Below are 16,142 nucleotides of genomic sequence, written 5' to 3' on the forward strand. Positions count from 1 at the left end.
TCGGCTCGGGGCCGGGGTCCACCAGGTAGAACTCGCGGAGGTCGGCGGGTGACTTGAAAGTGACGATGACGCTCGGCCGGTCCGGGGATTCGAAGCAGGTGACGGGGGTCCGGCCCTCCGGCGCCGCCCCGATCCGCTGGACCGGATGCCAGCCCGCCGCCGGGAGTTCCCGTGCGTAGTACGCCAGCACGTCCGCGGCGTTCCCGTCGTACACGTACAGCCGGTCCGCGCTCAGCCAGGCGTCCCCGCTGTCATCGATGCAGGTGGCCCCGTCCGCTGCGCCGCCGTCGAGGGGCCTGGCCCCTGGCGGGTGCAGGTCCAGGGCCGGCAACTCATCGAGGGCGGCCACCTCCGGACCGGTGCCCTCACAGGTCGTGAAAGGAGAAAGGAAGGAGCATCCGCTCAGCGTGGCTCCGGCGAGCACGGTGGCGAGCAGCAGCCGCAACCCAATCATGTTCATGGCGGAATTATGCCCATCGGCCGGCTCCCGGTCCGCCGCGGTCAGCGCCCACCGAGGGTTGAGGCATACGAGCCCGATCTCGTTGCAGCGATGGATCACGTCACGAGCGGTGTCCTCGTCCGCCTGGACGAGCCGTGCGATGTCCGGGATGGTGCTGCCGCCGGCCGAGGCGAGCAGCATCATCGCGCGCCGGAAGTGCGCCGAGCTGGTACTGCCCCGCCGGACGATGTGCTGGAGCTTCTGGCCCTCCTGCGCCGTCAGCCCGCGAACCCGAACTTGTTGAGCCATCCGCCTCCCCGCGCTGGTGGGAGAGCTCATTTCCAACCAGCACAACGAGCAACCCGGCGAACTTCCCGGTCACAGCACTAGGGAACGACCGTCACGGGCCAGCGGCCCGCCTTGACGAGGCGGACGGCAACCGAGCCGATGATGCGGTGACCGGCCTGTTCGGAGGCGCCCACCACCACCGCGTCCGCCGTGAGTTCCTCCGCCGCGCTCACCAGCCCGGCGTACGGGTCGCCGCGGAACGTGTGGAACTGCCAGCGCACCTCGAAGATGCCCTTGAGCCGCTCCGCCGACGCGCGGATCTCCGCGACGATGCCCTCCGCGATCTCCCCGGTCGTATCGGCCACCGGCGCGCCCAGCGAGGCGCCGGCCGGCATCACCGGCTGGACGTACACCAGCGCCAGCAGCGCGTTCTGGCGCCGGGCCAGCCCCGCCGCGTACGCCGCGGCCCGCAGGGAGGACTCCGACCCGTCAACCCCGGCGAGGATCACCTTCGGGCCGTCCGTACCGCGCTCGAATCCCGTGTTCACGTGCTCTGTCACGCTCCCGAGGCTATCCGGCTCGGCGCGCGGACCGGCACGGCCCTCCCTACAGTGCGAACCATGAGTGCCACCGTGGAGGAGACCCGAGGAACCCGGAACCGTTTCCTCAACCGGGTTCCCGACGCCTTCGGAGCGTTCTTCGGAGCCCTCGGGCTGTTCTGTGCCCTGCTGGCGCTCTCCCCGACGCTGCGGCGGCTGCTGCGGCACGTCGTGCGCTTCCTCGACCTCTTCGTGGTACCGGTCAGCGAGAACCTCGCCTACGCCGTCTTCCTCTTCCTGCTCGCCGCGGCGCTCGGCACCCGCAAGAAGGTCGCCTGGTGGATCGTCGTCACCTATCTGGCCCTGCTGATCCTGGTCGACGTCCTGATCATCGCCGACGAGCAGTACTGGGTCGGCGGCGTATCCCTGGTCATCGCGCTGGCGGCCCTCGTGATCCTCATCGCCGCCCGCAACGAGTTCTACGCGGCCTCCCGCCCGGGCGCCCTCTGGCGGGCCATGCTCGTACTCGGCCTCGGACTGCTCGCCGCGGTCTTCCTCGGCTGGGGCCTCGTGGCGCTCTTCCCCGGCACGCTGCCCAAGGGCCAGTGGCTGGACTGGGCCGCCAAGCAGGTCTTCGGCGGGCTCTTCTCGGCCCGCCAGTTCGACGGGCACCCGCCCCGCCCGCTGTACTTCCTGCTCGGCCTGTTCGGCGCCCTCGCCCTGCTGAACGCCGCCGCCACCCTGTTCCGGTCCCAGCGGCTGACCGCCGCCCTGCACGGGGACGAGGAGCCCCGCATCCGAGCGCTGCTCGGCGCCTACGGGCGCAACGACTCCCTCGGCTACTTCGCCACCCGGCGGGACAAGGCCGTCGTCTTCGCCCCGAACGGGAAGGCGGCCGTCACCTACCGCGTCGAGGCCGGGGTCTGCCTCGGCAGCGGCGACCCCGTCGGCGACCCCGCCGCCTGGACCCCCGCCATCGACGCCTGGCTGGCCGTGGCCCGCCGCCACGGCTGGCAGCCCGCCGTCATGGGCGCCTCCGAGGAGGGAGCGACCGCGTACGCCCGCTCCGGGCTCAGCGCCCTCCAACTGGGCGACGAGGCGATCCTGCACGTCGCCCACTTCGATCTCGACGGCCGCGACATGCGCGTCACCCGCCAGGCCGTCAACCGCGTCAAGCGCACCGGCGCCACCACCCTCATCCGCCGCCACTCGGCCCTCTCCGAGGACGAGATGCAGATGATCGTGGACCGGGCCGACAAGTGGCGCGACACCGAGACCGAACGCGGCTTCTCCATGGCCCTCGACCGGCTCGGCGACGCCGCCGACGGGGACTGCCTGCTGGTGGAGGCGTCCGACGCCCAGGGCGAGCTGATCGCGCTGCTGTCCTTCGTCCCCTGGGGCAAGGACGGCATCTCCCTCGACCTGATGCGCCGCGACCGCACCGCCCCCAACGGGGTCATGGAGTTCATGGTCTCCCAGCTGTGCGCCGCGGCCCCGGGGCTGGGCGTACGCCGGATCTCGCTCAACTTCGCCGTCTTCCGCTCCGCGTTCGAGGAGGGCGGCCGGATCGGCGCGGGCCCGGTGCTCAAGGTGTGGCGCAAGCTGCTGCTGTTCTTCTCCCGCTGGTGGCAGCTGGAGGCGCTGTACCGCTCGAACGTCAAGTACGGACCCGAGTGGTACCCGCGGTTCCTCTGCTACCAGGACGCCGGCTCGCTCGCCCGGGTCAGCCTCGCCTCCGGCATCGCGGAGGGCTTCGTCTCCGTGCCGCGCATGCGCACCCTGTGGGGCAACGGCCACCCCAGGGGACTCACCAACCCGGCCACCACCGAGGGCCTGCCCTCGATCGACTCCCTCGGGCTGGCACTCGTAGGGGAGGAGGGGGAGAAGGCGCGCGCCGAGCGGCTGCCCGAACAGGTCCGCGTCCGCCACACCAAGCTGGAGCGCATCCGGGCCGGCGGTACCGACCCCTACCCGGTCGGCATCCGGCAGCGCACCCACACCGTCGCCCAGCTCAAGGCCGCCCACCCCGGCTACCCGCCCGGCGCCCGGACCGGCGAACAGGTCACCCTCGCCGGCCGGGTCATGGTCGTACGGGACCTCGGCGGCGTGGTCTTCGCCGTGCTCCGCGACTGGACCGGCGACACCCAGCTGATGTTCACGCGGGACGAGGCGGGGGCCGACGTACTGGAGGCCTTCACCTCCCAGGTCGACTTCGGCGACCACGTCGTGGCCACCGGCGAGGTCGGCTCCAGCAGGTCCGGAGCACTGTCGGTGGTCGTCGGATCCTGGCAGCTCACCGGCAAGTGCCTGCGCCCCCTCCCCGACAAGCGCAAGGGTCTCGCCGACCCCGAGGCCCGGGTCCGGCGCCGCTACCTCGACCTGGTCGCGAGCCCCGAGGCCCGGGACGTCGTACGGGCCCGCTCCAGCGCGGTGCAGGCCCTGCGCCAGGGACTGCTGGACCGCGGCTACCTGGAGGTCGAGACCCCGATGCTCCAGCAGATCCACGGAGGCGCCAACGCCCGGCCGTTCCGCACCCACATCAACGCCTACGACCTGGACCTCTACCTGCGCATCGCACCCGAGCTGTACCTCAAGCGGCTCTGCGTCGGCGGCATGGAGAAGGTCTTCGAGATGGGCCGGACCTTCCGCAACGAGGGCGTCTCCTACAAGCACAACCCCGAGTTCACGATGCTGGAGGCGTACCAGGCCTTCGCCGACTACGACGTGATGCTCGACCTCACCCGGGAACTCATCCAGGGCGCCGCCACCGCCGCCTACGGCTCGCCCATCGCGCACAAGGCGGACCCCCACGGCAAGCTCGTCGTCCACGACATCTCCGGGACCTGGCCGGTCAAGACGATGTACGGGGCGATCAGCGAGGCACTGGGCGAGGAGGTCGACGCCGACACCGAGGAACACGTGCTGCGCGCGCTGTGCGACCGGGCGTCGGTGCCGCACGCCCCCGACGACACGCGCGGGGACGTGGTGCTGGAGATGTACGAGCGGCTGGTGGAGGAGCGGACCAAGCTGCCCACCTTCTACAAGGACTTCCCGACGGACGTCTCCCCGCTGACCCGCCAGCACCGCAAGGACCCGCGGCTCGCCGAGCGCTGGGACCTGGTGGCCTTCGGCACCGAACTGGGCACCGCCTACTCGGAGCTGACCGACCCCGTCGAGCAGCGGCGCCGGCTCACCGCCCAGTCGCTGCTGGCGGCGGGCGGCGACCCGGAGGCGATGGAACTCGACAACGACTTCCTGGACGCGCTGGAGTACGCGATGCCGCCGACCGGCGGCCTGGGCATCGGCGTCGACCGGCTCGTCATGTTCCTCACGGGTCTGACGATCCGCGAGACGCTTCCGTTCCCCCTGGTGCGCCGCGGCTGATCAGCGGGTGGCGGGGCCGGCCGGCGGGTGGTCCGTGCGGGTGAGGGGGAGCGGGTGCCCCCGCGCCTCTCGACATCTTCGGCGATGTCGTTGATACGTAGTAAGAATGAAAAATGACGAGCCGACAGTAGGGCGACGCGTGCTCCTGCGTACCGCCGTCTTCCTGGGAGTGGCCGCCGCGGCCGGACTGCTGGACGGGGGCGAAGCCGGCCGGCCGGCCCCCGGAACCGCCACCGGCCCGGCACCGGCCGCCGGACCGGGCCCCGCGGGGGCCGGGGGCCCGCCCGGGCAGGCCCCCCAGGGCCTGCCCCCCACCTCCTACCGGCTGGCCCCCATGACCTCCGAGTCCCCCGTCCGCCCGGCCGCCGCGAAGCCCGCCGTCCGGACCCGGCCCATCGAGGAACTCCCGGCCGACGCGAGTACGGCCAGCGCCATGGTGCTCACCTTCGACGACGGCCCCGACCCCCGCTACACCCCCGGGATCCTGGACACCCTCGCCCGGTACGGGATCCGCGCGATGTTCTTCGTCTGCGGGGAGATGGCCACCGAGAACCGCGACCTGCTGCGCCGGATGACCGCGGAGGGGCACGTCATCGGCAACCACACCTGGACGCACCCGCTGATCCCCACGCTCACCCGGCCCGCGCTGGCCTCCGAGATCGGGCGCACGAGCGAGGTCGTGGAGCAGACGGTGGGGGAGGCGCCGAAGTGGTTCCGGGCGCCGTACGGGGCGTGGAACCGGGCCGCCTTCGAGATCGGGGCCGAGCTGGGCATGGAGCCGCTCGCCTGGACCGTGGACAGCCTGGACTGGACGGAGCCGGGAACCGGAACCATCGTCTCCCGGATCCTCAAGGGGGCCGGACCCGGGGTGATCGTGCTGTCCCACGACGCGGGCGGGGACCGCTCGCAGAGCGTGCGGGCGCTGAGCACGTACCTGCCCCAACTGCTCGCGCGGGGCTACCGCATGACGCTCCCCGCGCTCCCCGCCCTGCCGGCGCGCTGAGGAGCCCTCCCCGGCCGGCCGGCCCGGGCCAGGAAGTCCGGCCGCTCACCCCGGCGCCGGACTTCCTCCATGCCGGGGGTGGCCGGGTGGGCGGCCCCCCGGGGTGTCTCTGTCAGCGGGCCTCCACCATCCGGGCGAAGACGACCACGTTGCCGTCGTAGCCCCGGGCCTTGGAGTAGCCGCCGCCGCAGGTGATCACCCGGAGTTCCGGGTGACCGGTGTCGCCGTACACCCGGGCTCCGGGGAAGGCGTTCTTGGCGAAGACCTCCACGCCGTACACCTCGAACACCGCGGTCCGTCCGTCGTAGCGCTCCACCTCGATGCGGCTGCCCTTGCGGACCGAGCCCAGGCCGTAGAAGACCGCCGGGCCCTGCGCGTTGTCCACGTGGCCGACGATCACCGCGGAGCCGCGCTGGCCGGGCGAGATGCCGTTGAGGTACCAGCCGGCCAGGTTCGGGTCCTGCGGTGGCGGCGCGTCGATCCAGCCCGTCGCGTCCAGCCCGACCGTCATCACCGGCGCGTCCACGGAGATCGAGGGGATGCGGACGCGCTGGACCGACGAGTGCTCCAGCACCTCCATGTCCGCGGGCGGCGCGGGCGGATCGGCGGGCAGCAGGTCGGTATGCGCCCCGACCGCTGCGGCTGCTGCGGGCTGCGGCGGCCCGTCTTCCAGGTTCACACCATTGCGCATCATGGCGAGGCCGGTGAGCAGGACCACCGCGAGCGCCCCCCAGGGGGAGCGTCTCCTCGGTCGCTGCTCACACTCGTCCTCGGTCATGGCTCTCCCTTCCCGACGCGGGGGTCCCGACCCGCGTTCCAGTCCCTCCCCGGTACGCCCTTCTTCACGCACGCTAAGGGTGCATGGCCGGGACGGCGATCGGGGAAGGGCGAACGGGTGGTGCGGCCGGAAGGGGTGCGGCCATCCAGGTAATCGTCACATAAATGCCTGACGGGTCGTGACCTGCGGATCCATCAGATGAGATGACCGCGCTTCGGCGTGTCGGTCAACCGGGCGGCCCAAAGTCGGAAATGCGCTGCTTGCGAGCCGCCCTGAGGGTTCGTGATGGGAGGCGTTCTCGTCGATCTTCCCGGGCGACCGCTCCGGGGCGCTTCCCGCTGGAGGTTCCACCATGCGTGCTTCTCGCGCTCTCGCCGTCACCGTGGCCGCGTTCGCCGCCGTCGGCCTCGGCATGCCGTTCGCCTCGGCGAACTCAGCGGGCGGGCCACCCTCGGGTGGCGGCAACGGTCCGAGCAACGTCACCGTCAATCCGTACTCCGTCCACCAGGGCTCGACGATGCAGGTCAGCGCGGCCGGCTGCAACCACGGCGGCACGGTCTGGTCGCACGGCAACTTTCCGCAGACGAACCTGTCGGCCGGTTCCATCGGGTTCGCGACCGTCCGGATCTTCAACCACGCCTCGCCCGGTCACCACACCCTGTCGGTCAAGTGCCACGACAACAGCCTCGTCGCCACCCACCGCTTCACGATCCTCGACGGGCGAGGGGCGGAAGGCGGCCTCGGTGGGTCCTTCGGCCCGTCCGCCACCGAGACCGCCATCGGCGCGGGCCTCATCAGCGCCGCGGCCCTCGGCGCCGGCGTCCACGTGATCCGTCGCCGTCGCCCCGTCGGCAGCCGGGCCTGACCGGCTGACGTCCCCGCCGTCCCGGAACCGCCGGTCGCCCCGAGTCCTGCCCCGGACTCGGGGCGACCGGCGGTTGCGGGACGGATCGACGTGTGGGGAGCGGGGGAGGTGCGACGGGCCGGACCGCATCAGTGGCCGCGGGCCGAGGTCCGGCGCCGCAGGACGTATGCCGTACCGCCCGCGCCGACGAGCACGAGCGCGGCGCCCAGGCTCAGCATCAGGGGATCGGTGCCGGCCACGCTGCCGCCGAGACCGCCGCGGACGCCGAGACTGGGACCGCTCGACGCGGGGCGCGAGGTGGCCCGGGCGGGCGTGCGCGCGGGCGTGAGCGCGGGAGTGCGGGCGGGCGTGCGCGGGAAGGTCGATGCCGTACGCGTGGGCACGGGCGGGAGAGCCACCGCCGTCGTACGCGTGGGCACGGGCGGGAGTGCTGCCGCCGTCGTACGCGGAGGCGGAGGCGGGATGGCCCCCGCGGGCGTACGCGGGGGCGTGGACGTGCGCGCGGGCGTGGTTGTCGGCGTGGGGGTGCGCCTGGCACCGATGGTGGAGCTGGTGGTGGGGCGGGTCGTACCGCCGGCGATGGTCAGGTCGGCGGAGCCGGTCTCCCCGTTGCAGGTGAAGGAGACGGAGTACAGGGCCCCGCGCCGGGCGTCCCGGTCCACGGTGACCCGTACGGTCTGGCCGCGCGCGATGCTCACGGTGTCGAAGACCCCGGAGGAGGCGGTGGCGTAGGCCGAACCGCAGTCGCTGACGGAAAGCACCACCTGGCCGCCGGGCGCGACGGTCGAGGGGGTGACGGTGAAGCCGAAGGAGGTGACGGGGAGGGCCTCGGCCGCGGGCGCGGCGGGGGCGCCCAGGGCGCCGAGCGCGAGAGCGGCGCCCGTGGCACCGGCGCTCAGCAGGGCTATGACGGAGCTGCGTATCGCACCCATGGTTGGTCTCCGGATCCCCGAGGCGCCGCCGCGGAACGGTTTCCGCACGTGGGGGGTTGTGCGCCTCGATGCCCGCCACGCTAGGTGCGGGCGCGGTGACCCGCGATCAGGAACGGGCGAATGGGGCATGCCGGTACGCCGAACCGGGGACGTGGAACCCGCCCCCGGTTTGCCGGGCCGCCCGTCTGACCGTCCGTCCGACCGTTCGCCGGCGCGGCCCAGGCCCGGCCCGGCCCTCAGGCGCGGTGGCGGCTCAGCCGTCCAGCCCCAGATGCGGGAACTGCGCGAGGAAGGGCTCGGCGGTGGCCGCGATGCCCCGTCCGAAGGGTGCGTCGAAGTCCCAGATCAGGAACAGCAGGAACGCGATCAGCGCACTGAACAGGCCCGCCAGCAGGAGCTCGCGGAACGAGCGCCGGATCTGCAGGGTGAAGATCAGGCCCACGGTCACCAGGGCTCCGGCGATCAGCCCGAACCACACCACCCCCGGCATCGTGGCCCCCGCGCTCTGGCCACGGGCGTTGCGGGCGTCGTCCACCGCCGCGACCTGGTCGACCAGCGGCTGGTAGGCCTGCCCCTCGTGGTCGGTCTGCGGCTCGTAGTCGGTGACGTTCCGGCGGATACGTTCCAGCAACTCCCCGCTGTGGTCATTGAGATTGCCGCTCTCGGCCATCTCCTTCCACTCCGTGTCCACCACGTAGGTCACGTACGCGTCCACGTCCGACCGGATCTTCTTGCGCACCTCGGCCGGATAGACCTCGGAGCGGACGCTGATCTCGTGCAGGGCCTGCGATTCCTGCCGTACGTACTCCTGGGCGGCCCCGCGGCCCTCCCAGACGCCGGCGATCGCCAGGCCCAGCACGATCGCGTAGATCACCCCGATCATCATCGTCATGTACTCGATGACGTCCGGGGTCTCGTTCGGATCGTCGTCCTCACTGATCCGCCGGTGGTTGAAGAAGGCGATGGACAGCACCACGGCACAGGCCGCGGCCATCGCGAGGGACAGGACGAGCCATTCCGACAAGATGACTCCAAGAAAAGGGGTACGGAAAAGGGCGGTGTGCGGCTCAGCGCGGGCGCAGCGCGACGATCGCGAGCACGGCGGGGGCCGCGGTCATGAGGGTGAACGTGACCGGTGAGATGTGGTGCTCCACCGGCTTGCGGGCGGGTGAGTGGTACGAGGGCCGGGCCACCGGCTTGTGCGTGGGCGGCGGGGTCACCACGGGGGTGGGGGCGGGTTCCGGTGCCGGTTCCGGCGGTGGCGGGGCGGGCGCCTTGCGCACCACGGGGGGCGGCGGCGCGGGTTCGGGGGCCTTGGGCACCGGCTTCGGGGCCGGCTTGGGCGGCGCGGGAGGCGGTGGCGGCGTGGGCTTCGGGGTCGGCTTCGGGGTCGGGGTCGGGGTCGGCTTGGGCGGTGGTGGAGTGGGGGTCGGGGACGGCGGTGGCGTCGGCGTGGGTGTCGGCTTCGGCGGGCACGGCGGGGGAGGCGGCGGGCAGTGGTGACCGCCGTGATGGCCGCCCCCGTGGTTCCCGCCGTGCTCGTTTCCGTGGCCGGATCCGTCGCCGTTCCCGTGATGTCCGCCACCCCGGCCGGTTCCGCCTCCGCCGCTGCCGGCGGCTGCGAACACCCCGACGGTGGTCACGCCGTCACCGGTGTCGATCGTCGCGTAGGCGCAGCTATCGGCCACGGCCGGCGTGGCGGACAAGGCCGCCCACAGCAGGACCGGGACCGCCAGCAGGCGCCGGGCACAGGCTCTGTTCACCCGGGGAGCATGGGCCCGCGCGCGCTCGCGCACGCGAGCCTCGGCCCGGGTTCGCCTGAACGGGCGGAGTTCGGACCGTAGAGGTTTGAGCCAGACTTCGACCGTGTCCGGTTACCCGCCGGTCAATTCCCAAAAGGTATTTGTCGGTTTCGCTCAACGCCTGCGGAGGGCCCCGCGCGCGGCTTTGGTGTGTGACCAAGAACGGATCGCCAATTTCCGCTTTTGCTCGCTCCCTTGGGCAATGATCAGTACATTCGGCTCGGACAGGAGTCCGACCCCCGGGCGGACCCACACCGGATCACGGCACGACTACCGCTTGGAGACCCCGATGGAGCGCCCCGCCTGGGCCCCGCCAGGCATCGACATATCGGTGCCCAGCGTGTCCCGCATCTACGATTACTACCTGGGCGGCTCCCACAATTTCGAGGTCGACCGCCAGGCCGCCCGCCGCGCCATGGAATTCCTCCCGGGCCTCCCCAAGATCATGCAGGCCAACCGGGCATTCATGCGCCGCGCCGTCCGGCACGCCGTCGCCGAGGGCGTCACCCAGTTCCTCGACATCGGCTCCGGCATTCCCACCTTCGGCAACGTCCACGAGGTCGCCCAGGCCGCGAGCCCTGACGCGCGCGTGGTCTACGTCGACCACGACCCGGTGGCCGTCGCGCACAGCCGCGCCGTCCTGGCCGACGACGACCGCAGCGGCGTGATCGCCGCCGACCTGCGCAAGCCGCAGGACATCCTGGGCTCCCCCGAGGTCGGCCGGCTCCTCGACCTCGACCGGCCCGTCGCGCTGCTCCTCGTCGCCGTGCTGCACTTCCTGGAGGACTCCGACGACCCGCACGAGGCCGTCGCCCAGCTGCGCGACGCGCTCGCCCCGGGCAGCCTGCTGATCCTCACGCACGCCTCGTACGAGGGCATCCCGCTGTCGCAGGAGGTCGCGGTCGGCGCGGTCGGCGTCTACCGGGACATCCGCAACCCCCTCGTGATGCGCAGCCACGAGGAGATCAGCCGCTTCTTCGACGGCTTCGAATGGGTCGAGCCCGGCCTGGTGTCGATGCCCGACTGGCGCCCCGACCGCGCCGAATCCCCGGCCGACGGCGACACGCCGGAGGACCCGTACGCCTTCTCCGGCTTCGGCGGCGTGGGACGCAAGGCGTGAGACTCCCGGCTCCGACCCCGCACCCCGCCACCCCGAGCCCGGCCCTCAAGCCGGCTCCCGGGGACGGGAAGCCCCCGAAGGAACCGCCGAGCGCGGACACCCCGCCCGGCCCGCGTGCGGGCCGGGCGCCCGTGGGTGAGCTGCGGAGCGGCCTCGAGGACCGGATCTCGCGCTTCGCGACCATCTGGGGCCGGGCCATCTTCCCGGTCACCGCCACCTCGCTCACCCGCCCCGAGTTCGAACGGCACCTCGTCCCGCTCACCCGCACGCTCACCGAGGCCCTGCACGCACGCCCCTTCGACGCCACCCCCGCCCAGCGGGTCGGCGCCGAACTCGTCGCCGTGCACTGCACCGACCCGGAAGCCCTGGCCGGCACCCTCGGGGTGGTCGAGTCGTACCTGGTGCTGTACTGCGGACCGGACGGCGCCGGGCTCGAAAGCACCGAGGAGTACCGGTCCCGCTGCGCCCGGCTCCAGCACGGCATCGCGGCCGGGTTCGCCCGGGCGCTGCGCGAACGCACCCTCAAGGAGCAGGAGGCCATCGCCCGCTCCGCCCTGACGGCCCGTAGCGACGCGCAGAAGGCGCTGCACGCCAGCGAGGAACGCTTCCGGGCGGTCTTCGAGGGCGCGGCCATCGGAATCGGCATCGCCGACCTCCAGGGCAACGTCCTGGAGGTCAACGACGCGCTGCTGCAGATGTTCGGCGGCATGGGCGGGCACGTCCGGGGCCGCAACGTCAGCGAGTGGGGGCACCCGGACGACGCCCCGCACGTCTGGAAGATGTACGGCGAACTCGTACGGGGCGAGCGCGAAAGCTACCGCGTGGAGAAGCCGTACTACCGGCACGACGGCACCGTGCTCTGGACCAACCTGACGGTGTCGCTCCTGCGCGACGCCGAGGGCCGACCGCAGTACCAGCTGGCCCTGATGGAGGACACCACCGAACGCCGGCTGCTGAACCTCCGGCTCCGCTACGAGGCCACGCACGACGCGTTGACCGGCCTGCCCAACCGGACGCTGTTCTTCGAGCGCCTGGAGAAGGCCCTGAGCGGAGCGGGCGGCAGCCGCTTCGGCCTGTGCTACCTGGACCTCGACGGGTTCAAGGCGGTCAACGACAGCCTCGGCCACTCGGCGGGGGACCGGCTTCTGGTGGAGGTCGCCGACCGGCTGCAGAGCTGCGCGACCGCCCCCGGCGAGGTCGTCGCGCGGCTCGGTGGCGACGAGTTCGTCGCGCTCACCACCGGCTCCGACACCGAGGAGAAGGTGACGGAACTCGCGGTCCGCATCCTCTCCGCGCTGTCCACCCCGATCCGCCTGGAGGGCCGGGAACTGACGGTCCGGGGGAGCATCGGCATCGTCGAGGGCCCCGCGGGAGAACGCACCCCGGCCGAGGTGCTGCGCAGCGCCGACATCACCATGTACCGGGCCAAGGCGGCCGGCGGCAACCGCTTCGAGTTCGCCGACGAGGAGGCCGACGCCCGGGCGATCACCCGCCACGGCCTGACGAACGCCCTCCCGGCGGCGCTGGAACGCGGCGAGTTCTTCATCGAGTACCAGCCGCTGGTGCACATGCACGACGGCAGCGTCCACGGCGCGGAGGCCCTGGTGCGCTGGTCGCACCCGCAGTACGGGGTACTCGGCCCGGACCGGTTCATCCCGCTGGCCGAGCGGACCGGACTCATCGTGCCCCTGGGCCGCTGGGTCCTGGAGGAGTCCGTCCGCCAGGCCTGCAACTGGCAGCGCCAGTACGGCGGCTCGGCCCTGCGGATCAACGTCAACCTCTCGCCGACCCAGCTCCATCACCCCGGCCTGGTCGCCGACACCGTGCGGGTGCTGGAGGCCTCGGGTCTGGCCCCGGGCGCGCTGTGCCTGGAGGTCACCGAGTCGGCCCTGATCGGCGCCGATGACGAATTCCTGGAACCGCTGCGCCGGCTCGCCGCCCTCGGTGTGGACATCGCGCTCGACGACTTCGGTACGGGCTACTCCAATCTGGCCAACCTGCGCCGCCTCCCGGTGAGCGTGCTGAAACTGGACCGCTCCTTCACCCAGGGGATGCAGCACCAGCCGGCCAACCCCGTCGACGTCAAGATCGTGGAGGGCATCGTCGCCCTGGCCCACAGTCTCGAACTCGCCGTGACCGTCGAGGGCGTGGAAACGGGCGCCCAGGCGGCCCAGCTGCGCGACCTCGGCTGCGACACCGCCCAGGGCTGGTACTACGCCCGCCCCGGCTCCCCGGACCGCATCCACACCCTCTCCCTCTCGGACGCGGTCCCCACCCCCTGACTGGGGCGGCCACCTGGCGGGGGCGCCCGCCGCTCCCCGTGAGGGTGGACCCCCGAGAGGGCGGCCCCCGGCGGGGTCTGGCGGTGCGGCCAGGCTCTGGTCGGCGGGGTCGGTCCGCCAGTTCCGGCGGGTCCAGCGGGCTCGGGCGGGCCCCGGCGCGGTCGGACGGGCGAGGCCGCTCCCGGTCGGGCTTGGCGGGGTGACCCCTGGCGGCGCCGCCTGCTGGGGTGGTCGTGCGGGGCCCGGATTGCGGGCCAGGGCTGCGGGTCGGGCTTGCTGTCGGGGCCCGCGCAGGCCCGGGCGGTGGGGGAGGGCTCGCAGGGCGACCGGGGGTGGTCAGTTCAGGCCTGCCTCCGTTCCGTTGCCGGGGATGCGGACGGCCGCCACCACCCGCTCGTACCGCTGCGCCGTGTCGGCCAGTACCTCGGCGGCCGCAGGCAAACGCTCGGTCTCGTATGCGTCGAGCACGGTTTCCCGGGCGGTCCCGGCGAGGGCTGCGGCCAGGGTCCGGGCCAGGGCCGCCGCGTCCTGGATCCCGGTGTTCATGCCGAGCCCGCCGGCTATCGGATGGACATGCGCCGCATCCCCTGCGAGGAAAGCCCGCCCCTCGCGCATCCGAGCGGCCATGCGGACGTTGACCCGCCAGGTCGACAACCAGGTCGGCTCGGTCAGCCGTATCCCCGGAACCCGGGCATGCTGGTCGAACAGTCGCTGGAATCCGTCCAGGGAAGGCGGCAAGGGCTCGCCCTTCTCATCGAGCTCCGGCGAGGCCTGGAGCTGGAAGGTATCCGTCCCCGGTATCGGGCAGAGCATCATGGCGCCGCCGTCCGAGCTGAACCACTGGTGCCACACGTCCCGGTCGATCCCCGCCGCCCTCACATCCCCGATCACCATCGCCGGTTCCGGCTCGGTGGCCCCCTCGAAGGGGATCCCGAGCAGCTTGCGGGTCGTGCTGCTCCCACCGTCGCACCCGGCGAGATAGCCGGCCCTTATCACGCGGCCGTCCGCCAGCTCCGCCTCGACCGAGGTCGCGTCCTGGGTGATGCCGACGAGCCGGGCGCCGTACTCGACGCGCACACCGAACTCGGCGAGCTGCTCGCGCAGTACCTCCTCGATCTGCCACTGGCCCATGAACAGCAGGCCCGGGACGGAGGTGTCGTTGATGTGGGTGCCGTCGAAGTACTTGCGGAAGACCATGTCCGGCTTGCCGACGGCCGACAAGCGGCCGGCGACACCGAGGCCCTCGAAGACTTCGAGGCTGGTTTCGTTCAGGGACTTGCCGCGGGACTCCCGGTGCGGCGCGGGTCGTTGATCGATGACCCGCACGGAGATGCCGCGGCGGGCCAGGTCGCAGGCGAGCGTGAGGCCGGTGGGGCCGGAACCCGCAATCAGAACGTCGGTCATCGGATGTCCTCTCATCGCTTCCTCGTGTCGATGAGTACAAGAAAAGCGGGTTGCGAGGAAAAAAGCAACCCGGTTAGAAAAATGACTCGGTCACTATCTCGTGCTACGCTGTGAAGCATGGAAAAGACGACGGGTCTGCGCGAGAACAAGAAGCTCCGTACGCGCCGCCAGCTGGCGGCCACGGCGCTGGAACTCTTCCTGGAGCGGGGCTTCGATGCCGTTTCGGTGGCGGACGTGGCCGCCGCGGCGGAGGTCTCCAAACCCACCCTGTTCCGGTACTTCCCGAGCAAGGAGGACCTGGTGCTGGACCGCTTCGCCGATCACCAGGACGAGGCGGCCCGCGTCGTGCGGGAGCGGACCTCGGGGCAGACCCCGGTGGCTGCGGTGCACGCGCATTTCCTGGCGGCCCTCGCCGAGCGGGACCCGATCACGGGGCTCTGCGATCACCCGAACGTCCTGGCGTTCGAGGGACTGCTGTACTCCACGGCGAGTCTGGAGACCCGGCTGAACCACTACACCGCCCAGGAGGTGGCGTTGCTCGCGGAGGTCCTGGAGGCGGAGTCGGTCGCGCCGCTGGCGGCCCGACTGGCGGCCACGCACCTGGTGGCGGCCCGTCACGAGCTGGGCCGGGCGAACTGGACCCGTCTCGCGGCCGGCCAGACTGCCGATGAGGCCTATCCGGAAGCCGTGGCCGACGCCGACCAGGCCTTCGCGATGCTGGCCGAGGGCCTCGACAAGGCCCTGCCGAGACGTTAGCCGTGACCCGGAGGCTCCCTCCCCCCCCCGTCCGGCCGGTGGGGGTGCCGTCCTCCGGGGTTCTGGCGCGGAGAGCGAGCCAGGGTGGCGTGGCCGGGGTTGCGTGAGGCCGCCGCGTCGAGGAGGCCGAAGCTGCGGTCCCGGGTGCTTGGCCTCCGGCGGCCGGGTCGGTGTGCCGGAGCGGGCGCGACGGCCCTGACGTGAGGGGCGGGTCCGCGGCCGGTGTCCCCTGCTGAAGTGCCCGCGCGGCGCGCCTCGGCCCGCGCCCGCGCGGCACCCCGCCGCCCCCGTCTGCGCCGCGCCCGACCGCCCGCGTAGCGCCCCTTCCCCTCCCTGCCTGCCCGTGTGGTCCCCCTCGGCCCCTCGTCTGTGCGGGGTCCCGCCGCTCCTGCTGGGGTGGTGTTGCGTGGCCCCCGGCTGCCCGGGGGTGCTTCGGCCCTCGTGTCCGCGGCGCGCCTCGGCCCCTCGTCTGTGCGGGGTCCCGCCGCTCCTGCTGGGGTGGTGTTGCGTGGCCCCCGGCTGCCCGGGGGTGCTTCGGCCCTCGTGTCCG

12 protein-coding genes and 1 pseudogene are annotated in these 16,142 nt (G+C 72.5%); 6 read left to right on the forward strand and 7 right to left on the reverse strand.

The features are described 5' to 3' along the window. Nucleotides 1-505: 505 nt before the first annotated feature. A pseudogene (locus ACZ4TG_RS16780) lies at nt 506-748 on the reverse strand (helix-turn-helix domain-containing protein); the annotation flags it as partial. A 77-nt stretch (nt 749-825) separates the two neighbouring features. Next, nucleotides 826-1,287, reverse strand: a complete 462-nt coding sequence (locus ACZ4TG_RS16785) for a universal stress protein (RefSeq protein WP_468163218.1) — start codon at nt 1,285-1,287, stop codon at nt 826-828. 60 nt (nt 1,288-1,347) lie between these two features. On the opposite strand from ACZ4TG_RS16785, the gene lysX reads away from it, so the two are divergent. Further along, nucleotides 1,348-4,650 (forward strand): bifunctional lysylphosphatidylglycerol synthetase/lysine--tRNA ligase LysX, encoded by a 3,303-nt coding sequence (gene lysX, locus ACZ4TG_RS16790; protein WP_468163220.1) that lies wholly within the window; start codon nt 1,348-1,350, stop codon nt 4,648-4,650. 106 nt (nt 4,651-4,756) lie between these two features. Continuing rightward, nucleotides 4,757-5,653 carry a polysaccharide deacetylase family protein gene (locus ACZ4TG_RS16795; RefSeq protein ID WP_468163222.1) on the forward strand — a complete coding sequence of 299 codons (897 nt, stop codon included), beginning with the start codon at nt 4,757-4,759 and terminating at the stop codon, nt 5,651-5,653. 112 nt (nt 5,654-5,765) lie between these two features. Here ACZ4TG_RS16795 and ACZ4TG_RS16800 read toward each other — a convergent pair whose 3' ends face one another. Continuing rightward, nucleotides 5,766-6,431, reverse strand: coding sequence for a class F sortase (locus ACZ4TG_RS16800; RefSeq protein WP_468163224.1), 666 nt, complete (start codon nt 6,429-6,431; stop codon nt 5,766-5,768). 352 nt (nt 6,432-6,783) lie between these two features. Here ACZ4TG_RS16800 and ACZ4TG_RS16805 point away from each other — a divergent pair, with 352 nt between their 5' ends. Further along, entirely contained in the window at nt 6,784-7,296 is a 513-nt protein-coding gene (locus ACZ4TG_RS16805) for a hypothetical protein (protein ID WP_468163226.1), read from the forward strand. Between the two features lie 128 nt (nt 7,297-7,424). Here the strand turns inward: ACZ4TG_RS16805 and ACZ4TG_RS16810 are convergent, their stop codons facing one another. From ACZ4TG_RS16810 to ACZ4TG_RS16820, 3 genes are all read right to left on the reverse strand, one after another. Further along, entirely contained in the window at nt 7,425-8,228 is an 804-nt protein-coding gene (locus tag ACZ4TG_RS16810; RefSeq protein ID WP_468163228.1) for a hypothetical protein, read from the reverse strand. A 253-nt stretch (nt 8,229-8,481) separates the two neighbouring features. Next, on the reverse strand, nt 8,482-9,252 hold the full coding sequence (locus ACZ4TG_RS16815; protein WP_468163230.1) for a bestrophin-like domain: 771 nt from the start codon (nt 9,250-9,252) through the stop codon (nt 8,482-8,484). A 43-nt stretch (nt 9,253-9,295) separates the two neighbouring features. Next, nucleotides 9,296-9,991: a hypothetical protein gene (locus tag ACZ4TG_RS16820; protein WP_468163232.1), complete on the reverse strand. Its 696-nt coding sequence runs from the start codon at nt 9,989-9,991 to the stop codon at nt 9,296-9,298. A gap of 328 nt (nt 9,992-10,319) precedes the next feature. On the opposite strand from ACZ4TG_RS16820, the gene ACZ4TG_RS16825 reads away from it, so the two are divergent. Both ACZ4TG_RS16825 and ACZ4TG_RS16830 read left to right on the forward strand, forming a co-directional pair. Continuing rightward, a complete protein-coding gene (locus ACZ4TG_RS16825) occupies nt 10,320-11,150 on the forward strand; it encodes an SAM-dependent methyltransferase (protein WP_468163468.1) in 831 nt (276 codons plus the stop codon). A 131-nt stretch (nt 11,151-11,281) separates the two neighbouring features. After that, nucleotides 11,282-13,432 (forward strand): putative bifunctional diguanylate cyclase/phosphodiesterase, encoded by a 2,151-nt coding sequence (locus ACZ4TG_RS16830; protein WP_468163470.1) that lies wholly within the window; start codon nt 11,282-11,284, stop codon nt 13,430-13,432. 336 nt (nt 13,433-13,768) lie between these two features. Here ACZ4TG_RS16830 and ACZ4TG_RS16835 read toward each other — a convergent pair whose 3' ends face one another. Beyond that, nucleotides 13,769-14,836 carry an FAD-dependent monooxygenase gene (locus tag ACZ4TG_RS16835; protein WP_468163234.1) on the reverse strand — a complete coding sequence of 356 codons (1,068 nt, stop codon included), beginning with the start codon at nt 14,834-14,836 and terminating at the stop codon, nt 13,769-13,771. Nucleotides 14,837-14,953: 117 nt separating this feature from the next. Here ACZ4TG_RS16835 and ACZ4TG_RS16840 point away from each other — a divergent pair, with 117 nt between their 5' ends. Then, the gene (locus ACZ4TG_RS16840) at nt 14,954-15,592 is read left to right on the forward strand and encodes a TetR/AcrR family transcriptional regulator (protein ID WP_468163236.1); all 639 of its coding nucleotides are present in this window, start codon (nt 14,954-14,956) and stop codon (nt 15,590-15,592) included. Nucleotides 15,593-16,142 lie beyond the last annotated feature (550 nt).

This window comes from Streptomyces sp. NPDC028314, from assembly GCF_055565795.1.

Coding starts and splice junctions, on each gene's coding strand:
- lysX (WP_468163220.1), top strand. CDS start 1,348: ATGAGTGCCACCGTGGAGGAGACCCGAGGAACCCGGAACCGTTTCCTC.
- ACZ4TG_RS16795 (WP_468163222.1), top strand. CDS start 4,757: ATGAAAAATGACGAGCCGACAGTAGGGCGACGCGTGCTCCTGCGTACC.
- ACZ4TG_RS16800 (WP_468163224.1), bottom strand. CDS start 6,431: ATGACCGAGGACGAGTGTGAGCAGCGACCGAGGAGACGCTCCCCCTGG.
- ACZ4TG_RS16805 (WP_468163226.1), top strand. CDS start 6,784: ATGCGTGCTTCTCGCGCTCTCGCCGTCACCGTGGCCGCGTTCGCCGCC.
- ACZ4TG_RS16810 (WP_468163228.1), bottom strand. CDS start 8,228: ATGGGTGCGATACGCAGCTCCGTCATAGCCCTGCTGAGCGCCGGTGCC.
- ACZ4TG_RS16825 (WP_468163468.1), top strand. CDS start 10,320: ATGGAGCGCCCCGCCTGGGCCCCGCCAGGCATCGACATATCGGTGCCC.
- ACZ4TG_RS16835 (WP_468163234.1), bottom strand. CDS start 14,836: ATGACCGACGTTCTGATTGCGGGTTCCGGCCCCACCGGCCTCACGCTC.
- ACZ4TG_RS16840 (WP_468163236.1), top strand. CDS start 14,954: ATGGAAAAGACGACGGGTCTGCGCGAGAACAAGAAGCTCCGTACGCGC.